Source organism: Pseudomonas sp. yb_5, from assembly GCF_043103865.1.
GTDB lineage: Bacteria > Pseudomonadota > Gammaproteobacteria > Pseudomonadales > Pseudomonadaceae > Aquipseudomonas > Aquipseudomonas putida_Y.
The window spans coordinates 79,617-92,225 of the sequence record NZ_JBICKE010000100.1 but is presented as its reverse complement, the minus strand read 5'-3'; the positions used below and the strand labels follow the sequence as shown (position 1 = coordinate 92,225).

10 protein-coding genes are annotated in these 12,609 nt (G+C 62.6%); 5 read left to right on the top strand and 5 right to left on the bottom strand.

Annotation, left to right across the window (positions count from 1 at the left end):
* Positions 1-75 precede the first annotated feature (75 nt).
* Positions 76-2,388, top strand: coding sequence for an acylase (locus ACF8GF_RS17610; protein WP_392488262.1), 2,313 nt, complete (start codon positions 76-78; stop codon positions 2,386-2,388).
* A gap of 81 nt (positions 2,389-2,469) precedes the next feature.
* On the opposite strand, the gene ACF8GF_RS17605 is transcribed toward ACF8GF_RS17610, so the two are convergent.
* Both ACF8GF_RS17605 and ACF8GF_RS17600 read right to left on the bottom strand, forming a co-directional pair.
* Positions 2,470-3,192, bottom strand: a complete 723-nt coding sequence (locus ACF8GF_RS17605; protein ID WP_176684621.1) for a UDP-2,3-diacylglucosamine diphosphatase — start codon at positions 3,190-3,192, stop codon at positions 2,470-2,472.
* On the bottom strand, positions 3,189-3,689 hold the full coding sequence (locus ACF8GF_RS17600) for a peptidylprolyl isomerase (RefSeq protein WP_176684620.1): 501 nt from the start codon (positions 3,687-3,689) through the stop codon (positions 3,189-3,191). The genes ACF8GF_RS17605 and ACF8GF_RS17600 overlap by 4 nt, the downstream gene beginning before the upstream one ends.
* A 248-nt stretch (positions 3,690-3,937) precedes the next feature.
* Here ACF8GF_RS17600 and ACF8GF_RS17595 point away from each other — a divergent pair, with 248 nt between their 5' ends.
* Together ACF8GF_RS17595 and cysS are read left to right on the top strand one after the other, a co-directional pair.
* Positions 3,938-5,641: a glutamine--tRNA ligase/YqeY domain fusion protein gene (locus ACF8GF_RS17595; protein WP_010953806.1), complete on the top strand. Its 1,704-nt coding sequence runs from the start codon at positions 3,938-3,940 to the stop codon at positions 5,639-5,641.
* 9 nt (positions 5,642-5,650) lie between these two features.
* Positions 5,651-7,033, top strand: a complete 1,383-nt coding sequence (cysS, locus tag ACF8GF_RS17590) for a cysteine--tRNA ligase (protein WP_103444506.1) — start codon at positions 5,651-5,653, stop codon at positions 7,031-7,033.
* 130 nt (positions 7,034-7,163) lie between these two features.
* Here the strand turns inward: cysS and ACF8GF_RS17585 are convergent, their stop codons facing one another.
* The 3 genes from ACF8GF_RS17585 to csiR form a co-directional block, all read right to left on the bottom strand.
* On the bottom strand, positions 7,164-8,555 hold the full coding sequence (locus ACF8GF_RS17585; RefSeq protein WP_176684619.1) for a HAMP domain-containing sensor histidine kinase: 1,392 nt from the start codon (positions 8,553-8,555) through the stop codon (positions 7,164-7,166).
* The gene (locus ACF8GF_RS17580; RefSeq protein ID WP_176684618.1) at positions 8,533-9,213 is read right to left on the bottom strand and encodes a response regulator transcription factor; all 681 of its coding nucleotides are present in this window, start codon (positions 9,211-9,213) and stop codon (positions 8,533-8,535) included. The genes ACF8GF_RS17585 and ACF8GF_RS17580 overlap by 23 nt, the downstream gene beginning before the upstream one ends.
* 74 nt (positions 9,214-9,287) lie before the next feature.
* Positions 9,288-9,983 (bottom strand): DNA-binding transcriptional regulator CsiR, encoded by a 696-nt coding sequence (gene csiR, locus ACF8GF_RS17575; RefSeq protein ID WP_209966397.1) that lies wholly within the window; start codon positions 9,981-9,983, stop codon positions 9,288-9,290.
* A 194-nt stretch (positions 9,984-10,177) separates the two neighbouring features.
* On the opposite strand from csiR, the gene glaH reads away from it, so the two are divergent.
* Complete coding sequence (gene glaH / locus ACF8GF_RS17570; RefSeq protein WP_176684616.1) at positions 10,178-11,155, top strand: glutarate dioxygenase GlaH; 978 nt, start codon at positions 10,178-10,180, stop codon at positions 11,153-11,155.
* Positions 11,156-11,269: 114 nt separating this feature from the next.
* The gene (gene lhgO, locus ACF8GF_RS17565) at positions 11,270-12,520 is read left to right on the top strand and encodes an L-2-hydroxyglutarate oxidase (protein WP_176684615.1); all 1,251 of its coding nucleotides are present in this window, start codon (positions 11,270-11,272) and stop codon (positions 12,518-12,520) included.
* Positions 12,521-12,609 lie beyond the last annotated feature (89 nt).

The window sequence follows — 12,609 nt, the reverse complement described above, 5'->3', positions numbered from 1 at the left end:
GTCGCCTTGTAATACGTAAAATATTCATCTGGCCATTCGTCTGATCGGGATGACCCCCGAACCCGAGGAGTGCCCGTGTTTCCACTTTGCCGTCCCATGACTTGCGCCGGCCTGGCCGCTGCCCTGGTGGCCTTCAGCGTCGGCGTGCAGGCCCAGCCCGCGATAGCCGATGCCACTGCCCAGATCCGCCACACCCGTTACGGCGTACCGCATATCGTGGCCAAGGATGAGCGTGGCCTGGGCTATGGCGTCGGCTATGCCTACGCCCAGGACAACCTATGCCTGCTTGCCAATGAAGTGCTGACCGTGAACGGTGAGCGCTCACGCTTTTTCGGCACCAAGGGCAAGACCCTGGAGCAGCGTGACAACCTGGCCAGTGACCTGTTCTTCACCTGGCTCAACAGCCCAGCGGCGGTCGATGCCTTCCTGCAGGCGCAACCCGCGCCGGTGCAGGCATTGCTGGCGGGCTATGCCAGCGGCTACAACCGGGCGTTGGCCGAGCGCCGTCGTCAAGGGCTGCCTGCCGAGTGTGGCGACGGTGAGTGGGTGCGGCCCATCAGCAGCCAGGATCTGGTCAAGCTGACCCGCCGTTTGCTGGCCGAGGGCGGTGTCGGGCAGTTCGTCGAGGCGTTGGCGGGGGCGCAACCGCCAACGCTGACCAGCCAGCAATCGTCAGCGGACTTTGCCACCGCTTTGGCCCGGCAGGCGCGGTTCGCTTCGGAGCGCGGCAGCAATGCGGTGGCAGTAGGTGCGCAGCGCTCAGCCAATGGCCGCGGCCTGTTGCTGGCCAACCCCCACTTCCCGTGGATGGGCGGCATGCGCTTCTACCAGATGCACCTGACCATTCCCGGCCAGCTCGATGTGATGGGGGCGGCGCTACCAGGCCTGCCGGTCGTCAACATCGGTTTCAACAAGCACCTGGCGTGGACGCACACCGTGGACACCTCCAAGCACTTCACGCTCTACCGCCTGCAACTCGACCCCAAAGACCCGACCCGCTATATGCTCGATGGCAAGTCGCTGCCGATGGCCCGGCAAACCATCCGTGTTATGGCCAAGGCTGCGGATGGCAGCCTGAGCCAGATTGAGCGGCAGGTCTACAGTTCGCAGTTCGGCCCTGTGGTGCAATGGCCAGGTCACCTGGACTGGAATGCGCAGGCGGCTTACAGCTTGCGAGACGCCAACCTTGAAAACACACGGGTGTTGCAGCAGTGGTACCAGATCAACCGTGCCGACAGCCTGGCGGCATTGAAGGGTTCGGTCGAACAGTTGCAGGGTATCCCGTGGGTCAACACGCTGGCCGTGGACGAAGGGGGGCGGGCTTTGTACCTGAACCAGTCGGTCGTGCCCTATGTCGACCAGCAACTGCTGGATGCCTGCAGCAACCCGCAGGCGCAAGGGCGCCTGGTGGTGCTGGATGGCTCGCGCAGTGCATGCCAGTGGAAGGTTGACGCGCAGGCTGCGCAACCGGGCATCTTCCCGGCGCGGCTACTGCCAAGCCTGGAGCGTGAAGACTTCGTGCAGAACTCCAACGACCCGGCCTGGATGGCCAACCCGGCGCAGCCGCTGACTGGCTATTCTCCACTGGTCAGCCGCAGTGACCAGCCGCTGGGCATGCGTGGTCGCTTTGCCCTGCAGCGCCTGCAAGGCAAAGCCCGGCTAGGGGTAGATGAACTGCAGCGCATGGTCACCGATGACGAGGTGTACCTGGCCAGCCTGGTGTTGCCAGACCTGCTGCAATGGTGCGAGGGTGCCAGTGCAGAGGTGCAGCCAGTGTGCAGCAGCCTGGCCGCCTGGAACGGCAAGGCCGACCTCGACAGTGGTATGGGCCTGGTGCACTTCCAGAACCTCTTCAATACGCTGGCTGAGGACCCGGAAAGCTGGCGAGTGGCATTCAATCCGGCCGACCCGCAACACACCCCACGCGGCCTGGCTGTCGAGCAGGCGGCGGTGAGCAAGCGGGTACATCAGGCAGCACTGGTGTCGCTCAAGCAGGTCAGTGAAAGTGGCGTTGCCCGGAATGCCCGTTGGGGGCAGGTGCAACAGGCCCTTGATGGCACGCCGGTACCGGGTGGCCCGCAGGCGCTCGGGGTGTACAACGCGATCTACAGCGTGCCGCACGGGCAGGGCAAGCGGCTGGTGGTGAGTGGCACCAGCTACCTGCAACTGGTCAGCTTCACCGACAAGGGGCCAGAAGCCCGTGGCCTGCTGGCGTTCTCCCAGTCGAGTGAGAAGGCTTCGGCGCATGCCAGTGATCAGACCAAGGCATTTGCGGCCAAGCAACTGGCGGTGATTCCGTTTACCGAGGCGCAGATCAAGGCAGACCCGGAGTATCGGGAAGTGGTGATCAGTGAGCGGGACAAAGGGGCGGTAGTCAGCCAGCCCTGAGGCGTCAGCCTGCGCCGGCCCATTCGCGGGTAAACCGGCTCCTACAGGGGCCTGCGGGCTTGCCCGCGAGCCCCTGTAATGTCAGGAAAACTCGAACGGCGCCAGCTGAAAGCCCTGTTCGTCAACCTGCAAGGCCCAACCGCGGCGATCCCAGTCGCCCAGTACGATACGCCGTGCCGGTTGCCCGTCGACCACCAGCTTGTGAATCGCCGGCCGATGGGTATGGCCATGCACCAGGGTGCGCACGCCATGCGCCGCCATCACCTTGGGTACTTCTTCTGGCGTGACGTCGACGATTTCGGTGGACTTCATCCGCGTTTGTGTACGGCTTTCATTGCGCAGCTTGCGCGCCAGCCGGTAGCGGGCCGACAGCGGCAGGTGGCGCAGGATCCACAAGCTCAGCGGATTGCGCAGCAGGCGGCGCATCTTCATGTAGCCCAGGTCGCGGGTGCACAGGGTGTCGCCGTGCATCAGCAGCACCTGTTCACCGCCCAGTTCGATCACACTGGGGTCGTTCAACAGCGTGCAGCCCGCCGCCTCGCAAAAGGCCTGGCCAATCAGGAAGTCACGGTTGCCATGCATCAGGTAGATGGCCGTACCACTGTCGCTCAGCCGGCGCATGGCCTGGCAGATCGACTGCTGGAAGGGCGTCATGGCATCGTCGCCAATCCACGCTTCGAAGAAGTCACCAAGGATGTACAGGGCCTTGGCGTGCCGGGCGCGGCCATCGAGCAGATCAAGAAACGCCCGGGAAATATCCGGGCGTTCTTCTTGCAGGTGCAGATCAGAGATCAGCAGAATCACTCAATGATCTCGGCTTTCTCGATGATCACGTCGTCTGCCGGTACGTCCTGGTGGCCAGCTTTGGAACCGGTGGCGACCTTTTCGATGGCGTCGACCACTTCACGGCCTTCGATCACTTCGCCGAATACGGCATAGCCCCAGCCTTGCACGTTCTTGCCGCTGTGGTTGAGGAAGTCGTTGTCGGAGGCGTTGATGAAGAACTGCGCCGAGGCAGAGTGCGGCTCCATGGTGCGGGCCATGGCGATGCTGTACTTCTTGTTCTTCAGGCCGTTGTCGGCTTCGTTCTGGATGCTGGCGCGGGTTTTCTTCTGGTTCATGCCGGCTTCGAAGCCGCCGCCCTGAATCATGAAGCCTTTGATCACACGGTGGAATACGGTGCCATCGTAGTGGCCATCCTTGACGTACTGAACGAAGTTTTCGGTAGTCAGCGGCGCTTTCTCGGCGTCCAGTTGCAGGACGATGTCGCCGTGGTTGGTGCTCAGTTTGACTTTGGACATGCTGAAACTCGCTCTTTCAAGGCAATCAGAAATTAGGGTGCGCAGGGCGCGGGTTATCACCAGACGCAGGATCAGGCGATCGCGACACATGGCGCGCACTGGCCATTTTGCCAGGCTGCGGCAAAAAGCCGTGATAAATCACATCAGTTTGTCCGGGCGCGGCTGTCAGCAGCTTGACTGCTTCGGCTATGATAGGCCCTTTGATTCAATCGGCCTACCCAGGCTGGACACACGCATTCAAGGATCCTATGAGCAAGCCCACTGCCGACAACGCGCCCAACGCCGCTGCCAAAGGCGCCCCCGCTGTCCCTGCGAACTTCCTGCGGCCGATCATCCAGGCCGACCTGGACTCGGGCAAGCACAGCAGCATCGTCACCCGTTTCCCGCCGGAGCCCAATGGTTACCTGCACATCGGCCACGCCAAGTCGATCTGCGTCAACTTCGGCCTGGCCAAGGAGTTCGGCGGCGTCTGCCACCTGCGTTTCGACGATACCAACCCGGCCAAGGAAGACCAGGAGTACATCGACGCCATCCAGAGCGATGTCAAATGGCTGGGCTTCGAGTGGGGCGGCGACGTGCGCTATGCCTCCGACTACTTCGACCAGTTGCACGACTGGGCGGTCGAGCTGATCAAGCGTGGCAAGGCCTATGTCTGCGACCTCACCCCTGAACAAGCCAAGGAGTACCGCGGCAACCTCAAGGAGCCGGGCAAGAACAGCCCGTTCCGCGAGCGCAGCGTGGAAGAAAACCTCGACCTGTTCGCCCGCATGAAGGCCGGCGAGTTCAAGGACGGCGAGCGTGTGCTGCGGGCCAAGATCGACATGGCCTCGCCAAACATGAACCTGCGCGACCCTATCCTGTACCGCATTCGCCATGCCCACCACCACCAGACCGGCGACAAGTGGTGCATCTACCCCAACTACGACTTCACCCACGGCCAGTCGGATGCCATCGAGGGCATTACCCACTCGATCTGCACCCTGGAGTTCGAAGGGCATCGTCCGCTGTACGACTGGTTCCTCGACAACCTGCCGGTGCCGGCACACCCGCGCCAGTACGAGTTCAGCCGCCTGAACCTGAACTACACCATCACCTCCAAGCGCAAGCTCAAGCAGCTTGTGGACGAGAAGCACGTCGACGCCTGGGACGATCCACGCATGTCGACCTTGTCCGGCTTCCGTCGCCGTGGCTATACGCCGGCTTCGATCCGCAACTTCTGCGAAATGATCGGCACCAACCGTTCCGACGGTGTGGTCGACATGTCGATGCTCGAGTTCAGCATCCGTGACGATCTGGACCGCACCGCGCCACGCGCCATGTGCGTGCTGCGCCCGCTGAAAGTGGTCATCACCAACTACCCGGAAGGCCAGGTCGAGCAGCTTGAGCTGCCACGCCACCCGAAGGAAGACATGGGCGTGCGTGTACTGCCGTTCTCCCGCGAGCTGTACATCGACCGCGACGACTTCATGGAAGAACCGCCGAAGGGCTACAAGCGCCTGGAACCGGCCGGTGAAGTGCGCCTGCGCGGCAGCTACGTGATTCGTGCTGACGAAGCGATCAAGGATGCCGATGGCAATATCGTCGAACTGCGTTGCTCGTACGACCCGGACACCCTGGGCAAGAACCCTGAAGGCCGCAAGGTCAAGGGCGTGATCCACTGGGTGCCGGCCGAGGGCAGCGTCGAGTGCGAAGTGCGCCTGTACGACCGCCTGTTCCGCTCGCCGAACCCGGAAAAGACCGAGGAGGGCGGCAGCTTCCTGGACAACATCAACCCTGCTTCGCTGCAAGTGCTCAGCGGTTGCCGTGCCGAGCCGTCGCTGGCCCAGGCGCAGCCCGAGGACCGCTTCCAGTTCGAGCGCGAAGGCTACTTCTGCGCCGACCTGAAAGACAGCCAGCCGGGCCGCCCGGTGTTCAACCGCACTGTCACCCTGCGTGACTCCTGGGGCAGCTGAGGAACCGCCGTGCTTACCATCTACAACACCCTGAGCAAAGCGAAGGAAACCTTCAAGCCGCTGGATGGCAACAAGGTGCGCATGTACGTGTGCGGCATGACCGTGTACGACTACTGCCACCTGGGTCATGGCCGCAGCATGGTGGCCTTCGACCTGGTCACCCGCTGGCTGCGCAAGAGCGGCTATGAGCTGACCTACGTGCGCAACATCACCGACATCGATGACAAGATCATCAACCGGGCCAACGAGAACGGCGAAAGTTTCGACGCCTTGACCGCCCGCATGATCGACGCGATGCACGAAGACGAACGCCGCCTGAACATCCTGCCGCCGGACCAGGAACCGCGTGCCACCGACCATATCGCCGGCATGCACGCGATGATCCAGACCCTGATCGACAAGGGGTACGCCTACGCGCCAGGCAATGGCGACGTGTACTACCGCGTCGGCAAGTTCGTCGGTTACGGCAAGCTGTCGCGCAAGAAGATCGAAGACCTGCGTATCGGTGCACGCATCGAGGTCGACGAAGCCAAGCAGGACCCGCTCGACTTCGTCCTGTGGAAGGGCGTCAAGCCGGGCGAGCCGAGCTGGGAATCGCCATGGGGCCCGGGTCGCCCGGGCTGGCACATCGAGTGCTCGGTGATGTCCACCTGCTGCCTGGGCGAGAGCTTCGACATTCACGGCGGCGGCAGCGACCTGGAGTTCCCGCACCACGAGAACGAGATTGCCCAAAGCGAGGCGGCCACTGGCAAGCAGTACGCCAACGCCTGGATGCATTGCGGCATGATCCGTATCAACGGCGAGAAGATGTCCAAGTCGTTGAACAACTTCTTCACCATCCGCGACGTGCTCGAGAAGTACCATCCGGAGGTGGTGCGCTACCTGCTGGTGGCCAGCCACTACCGCAGCGCGATCAACTACTCGGAAGACAGCCTGCGTGACGCCAAGGGTGCGTTGGAGCGCTTCTACCACGCCCTGCGCGGTCTGCCACGGGTGGCGGCCAAGGGTGGCGAAGCCTTTGTCGAGCGTTTCAGCGTGGCGATGAACGACGACTTCGGTACCCCCGAAGCCTGTGCCGTTCTGTTCGACCTGGTGCGCGAGATCAACCGCCTGCGTGACAGCGACCCGGAAGCGGCTGCCGGCCTGGCCGGTAGACTGCGCGAGCTGGGGGATGTGCTGGGTGTGCTGCAACTGGAGGCCGATGACTTCCTGCGTGCCGGTGCCGAAGGCAAGGTCGATGCGGCTGAAGTCGAGGGCTTGATCCAGGCTCGCCTGCAGGCACGTGCGGACAAGAACTGGGCCGAGTCCGACCGCATTCGCGACCAGTTGACTGCCATGGGGGTGGTGCTGGAAGACAGCAAGGGCACGACTACCTGGCGTCTGGCTGACTGAAGTAACTGGGGCTGCGGTGCAGCCCTTCGCGGGCACGCCCGCTCCCCGCAGGGATAGCGCACACTTGAAATGTCGCGCCAACCTGTGGGAGCGGGCGTGCCCGCGAAGGGCCGCAACGCGGCCCCAGCTTTTATTTGCCTAGACCCGCAAGCGGACAGTGCAATACCAGCCTGGCCCCACCCAATTCGCTTTCGCCAATCTCCAGCCCGAACCCATGCAGGTCGACGATCGCCGCCACGATCGACAACCCCAGCCCGAAGCCGGCATGGCGGTGGCCTTCATCGCTGCGATAGAACCGTTTCAGTACAGCCGTTCGCTCTGCTTCGGGAATTCCAGGCCCGCTATCCTCGATCGCCATGTGCACGCCGTTGTCATCCTGCGTGGCGGCAATGCGCACACGACCGCCCTCGGGCGTGAACTTGATCGCGTTGCCCACCAGATTCGCCAAGGCCTCGAACAGCAGCTCGCGGTCGCCGTGCAGTGCCGGTAGCTGCGCAGGTTGGTGCAACTGCAGGTGAATGCCGCCATCCTCGGCCAATGGCAGGTAAAAATCGTGCAGCTCTACCAGCAGCTCATGCGGGTCAAGCTGGACGAAGCCGGCGCGGCGCTGGCGGTCTTCCAGCTCGCTGATGCGCAACAACCCGCGAAAGCGCGCCATCAAGGTGTCGGTTTCGCCGATGGCCTGGTCCAGTGCTTCGGCTTGCGCAGAGTCCACGTCGCTTTGCTGGCGAATACGGTACAGCTGGGCGCGCAGGCGGGTCAGCGGTGTGCGCAGGTCATGGGCAATGTTGTCGCACACACCCTTGACCTCGTGCATCAGCCGTTCAATGCGGTCGAGCATGGCATTGACGATCGCCGCAAGCATGTCCAGTTCGTCACGGCGGGCCGACAGAGGCAGGCGGTGGGTCAGGTCGCCGGCGACGATCAGTTCGGCCTGGGCCTGGATCGCACGTATACGCTTGAGCGGCCTGCGCCGTAGCAAGTACCAACCGGCAAAACCCGGGATCAGGGTCAGCGAGATGCCCCAGAGCAGGGCGTGCAGGATGATCCGGGTAACCACGAACAGCGAGCCGTTGTCACGTACCAGCACCAGCCACCGGCCATCCTGTACATTGATTGCCACCGCGTCGCAGCTGTCGCGAGGCATGCGAGGGTCGTCGGCATCCAGGCAGCGTTTCAACTCATGGATCTTGCCGTCCAGCCTGAGCTCTGGGGGCAAGGCCCGCACGCTGCCGCCAATCGGGTTGAGCTGAGGGTCGAACAGGCCGTAGGCGTCAAAGCTGCGCTCCTCGAACGCCTGGCTGGCAATCAGGGCATCGTCCAGCTGCTTGCCGCTCATGTGTGCGAACAGGTGCTGGCGCTGCAGCATGGAGTGACGGGTGAGTTTGCTCAGGTAGCTGGACACCTCGAAATACAGCACCCCCATGAGGATGCTGCTCCAGGCCACGAACAGAAAGCTGTAGAGTGCCAGCAGGCGGCTGGTAGAGGAGCTCCAGCCTTTAGACGGGTTCAGCAATGGCATAGCCGGAGCCCCGTACCGTACGGATCAGCGGCGACTGGCCGGGGGAGTCGATCTTCTTGCGCAGGCGGCCGATGTGCACGTCGATCAGGTTGGTGCCCGGGTCGAAGTGATAGCCCCAGACTTCCTCGAAAATCATCATCCGCGTGATCACCTGGCCGCTGTGGCGCATCAGGTACTCCAGCAGCTTGTACTCGGTGGGCAGCAGGTTGAGGGTATTGTCACCGCGGCGCGCTTCGTGGCTGATCAGGTCCAGCTCCAGATCGGCAACCTGCAGGCGGGTCTGGGTCATGGGCACGCTGTTGCGGCGCAGCAATACCTCGACTCGCGCGGCCATTTCGTCGGAGGCGAACGGCTTGGTCAGGTAGTCGTCTCCGCCGGCACGCAGGCCGCGCACCCGCTCATCGACGTCGGAGAGGGCGCTGATCATCAGGATCGGCGTAGCGATCTTGAGGTTGCGCAGGGTGGTGACGATGGTCAGGCCGTCGACCTCGGGCAGCATGCGGTCCAGGGTGATCAGGTCGTAGCCGCCGGCAATGGCCTTGGCCAGGCCTTCACGGCCATTGTCGGCCCAATCCACCTCCAGGCCGTGGCTGGTAAGTTCGGCGACGATTTCCTGGCCGGTGACGGCGTCGTCTTCGATGGTCAGTACGCGAGGCATGCTGGTTCCCGGGCATCTAATGAAGATTTGATTGTGCCAAAGAATAGACAACCGGCGATTTAAGAAAAATTCATCTAGCGTGCACCGATGCCTTCGGCATGCATGATCTGCGCAATGATCGGTACCGGTGTCATCAGGTGCGCGCGCATCATGGCGCTGGCGCGTTTGGCATCACGGGCGAGGATCACCTCGACCAGTGCCGCATGCTCCTGGCGCTTGAGCGCCAGCGCCTGTTCGGAAAACACCGTTTGCGTCAGCCACAGGTGGCGGTAGCGCTCGGCCTGGTCAAACAGGTAGGTGCGTGCCTGCAGCAGGTGCTTGGAGCCGCAGCCCGAGGCAATGGCAGTATGAAACGCCTTGTGCCGCTCGTCCCACACATCCAGCCGCTGCTCGCGGGTTTTTACTTCTACCACCTTGGCCAGGGTATGCGAGTGGGCCAGCACCGACGCCTCCCAGGCGTCGTCGCCGCGCTCGATGGCCAGGGCGATGATCATCGCTTCCAGGTTGGCGCGGGCGTCGTAGATGTCGTTCATCTCATCCAGCGACATGGGCGCTACCCGGTAGCCTTTCTGGCTGATCGCGTTGACCAGGTGCTCGGCCACCAGTTGCGACAGTGCTTCGCGCAACGGGCCCACACCCAGGTCGTAGCGTTCCTTGAGGGCACTCATCAACAGCTTTTCACCGGGCTTGAACACCCCGCGGATGATGTCCTGCTTGAGCCTCTCATACCCGCTGAATGCTGAGTTTTGTCGGGGGGCGAGCGCTTCCAAGATCCTGTTCCTCAAAACGTTTTGCCGATCATACCGAAACCCTCTGTCGGCGAAAAACAATGGACAAACACAAATATTGTCGCCGAATCATAAAAATGTAGACATTTTGATTTTGTGGCGATATTTTTACCTCGCCCGCACTGATCCAGGTCATTACCGGACGGCGCCACCTACTTTTTAGCCAGGACATTGCCATGAACGCCTTTACGCAGATCGACGAACTTGTCATGCCGCTGCCACTCGAACCGCAGGGCTATTCCATCGCCCCCTCGAAACAGTCGCCGCGCCTGCTGGAACTGACCTTTGCCCGGGAAACCGTCGAAGCGTTCGTGCAGGCCGTTGCCCAATGGCCGGTGCAGGCATTGGAGTACAAGTCGTTCCTGCGTTTTCGCGTAGGCGAAATCCTTGACGAGCTGTGCCAGGGCACGCTGCGCCCGGTGCTGCTCAACACCATCCTCGATCGCGCCACAGGCGGCATGCTGATTACCCCGGTCGGCCTGGATGACGTGAGCCAGGCCGAAGACATGGTCAAGTTCACCACCGCCTGCGCCCACTTGATCGGCCGTTCCAACTATGACGCCATGAGTGGCCAGTTCTATGCGCGCTTCGTGGTGGTCAACAGCGACAACTCCGACAGTTACCTGCGCCAGCCGCACCGGGTCATGGAACTGCACAACGACGGCACGTTCGTGAACCAGATCACCGACTACGTGCTGATGCTGAAGATCGACGAGAAGAACATGGAAGGCGGCAACTCGCTGCTGCTGCATCTGGACGACTGGGAGGAGTGCGAGGCGTTCTTCCGTCACCCGATGGCCCGTCGCGAAATGCGCTGGACCGCACCGCCGAGCAAAAAGGTTGCCGAAGATGTGTTCCATTCGGTATTCGACACCGATGCCGAAGGCCGGCCGACCATGCGCTACATTGACCAGTTCGTGCAGCCGGAAAACTACGAGGAAGGTATCTGGCTGAACGCCTTGTCCGAGTCGCTGGAAGGCAGCGGCAAGAAGGTCTCGGTACCGGTAGGCGTAGGCAGTTTCCTGTTGATCAACAACCTGTTCTGGCTGCATGGCCGCGATCGCTTCACCCCGCACGAGGGCCTGCGCCGCGAACTGATGCGCCAGCGTGGTTACGTCGCCTTCCCCAAGCCGCTGTACCAGCGCGGGCAATAATGACAGGGCGCGGGGCGGGCGCTCGTCCACGCGTTTTTGCACATAACAATGCCACCAGGCCCCGTGCGGGCCTTGGTGAGCCTGCCAGGCAATGCCTGCGTGTGAGGTAAGGCTGTGTACGATTTCATCATTATTGGCGGCGGGATTGTGGGCATGTCCACGGCCATGCACCTGATCAAGGTCTACCCGGATGCGAAGATGCTCCTGCTGGAGAAAGAGTCTGGTCCGGCCCGCCATCAGACCGGCCATAACAGCGGCGTGATCCACGCCGGCGTGTATTACACCCCCGGCAGCCTCAAGGCGCGCTTCTGCCTTGAAGGCAACAAGGCGACCAAAGCCTTCTGCACCCAGCACGGCATCCGCTTCGATGAGTGCGGCAAGCTGTTGGTCGCCACCAACGATCTGGAAATGCAGCGCATGAAGGCGCTGTGGGAGCGCACCGCGGCCAATGGCCTGGAGCGCTACTGGCTGTCGGCTGACGAGTTGCGCGAGCGTGAGCCCAACATCGTCGGTATGGGGGGGATCTTCGTGCCGTCCAGCGGCATCGTCAATTACGCCCAGGTGACTGCTGCGATGGCGGCAGAGTTCCAGCGTGCCGGTGGCGAAATCCGCTATGGCGCAGAAGTGGTCGGCCTGCAGGAGCAGGCAAGTGAAGTGATCGTGCGCACCCCGCGTGATGAATTGCGCAGCCGTTTCCTGGTGACCTGCTCGGGGCTGATGGCCGACCGCGTGGTGGGCATGCTCGGGCTGCGTACCGAGTTCGTGATCTGCCCGTTCCGTGGCGAATACTACCTGTTGCCCAAGCAGCACAATCAGATCGTCAACCACCTGATCTACCCCATTCCCGACCCGTCGATGCCCTTCCTGGGGGTGCACCTGACCCGCATGATCGACGGCACCGTCACCGTAGGCCCCAACGCCGTCCTGGCGATGAAGCGCGAGGGCTACCGCAAGACCGATGTCAGCCCCAGCGACCTGTTCCAGACCCTGACCACGCCCGGCATCCTCAAGGTGCTGGCGAAGAACTTCCGCCCGGGCCTGATCGAGATGAAGAACTCGCTGTTCAAGGGCGGGTACCTCAAGCAGGTGCAGAAGTACTGCCCGAGCATTAGCAAAGCCGACCTCACGCCTTACCCGGCCGGCGTGCGTGCCCAGGCGGTGTCGCGCGACGGCAAGCTGATCGACGATTTCCTGTTCGTCAACACTGCACGCAGTGTCAACGTGTGCAACGCACCGTCGCCAGCCGCTACTTCGGCCATACCGATCGGCGCCTACATCGTCGAGAAAGTGTGCGAGCAGGTCGGCCTGCAGGGCGGCAGCTTCCCCAAGGCCGACCTGTCGGCCAACCAGAGGGCTGCCAGCTGACAGCCCAGTAACACCTTTTGCGGTTTCGTTTTACTCAACCCGTACTGCCCTGCTCACCATTCAGGGCAGGGCGGGCTTTTTCGCGCCTG

Coding starts and splice junctions, on each gene's coding strand:
- ACF8GF_RS17600 (WP_176684620.1), bottom strand. CDS start 3,689: ATGTCCAAAGTCAAACTGAGCACCAACCACGGCGACATCGTCCTGCAA.
- ACF8GF_RS17595 (WP_010953806.1), top strand. CDS start 3,938: ATGAGCAAGCCCACTGCCGACAACGCGCCCAACGCCGCTGCCAAAGGC.
- ACF8GF_RS17585 (WP_176684619.1), bottom strand. CDS start 8,555: ATGCCATTGCTGAACCCGTCTAAAGGCTGGAGCTCCTCTACCAGCCGC.
- ACF8GF_RS17580 (WP_176684618.1), bottom strand. CDS start 9,213: ATGCCTCGCGTACTGACCATCGAAGACGACGCCGTCACCGGCCAGGAA.
- glaH (WP_176684616.1), top strand. CDS start 10,178: ATGAACGCCTTTACGCAGATCGACGAACTTGTCATGCCGCTGCCACTC.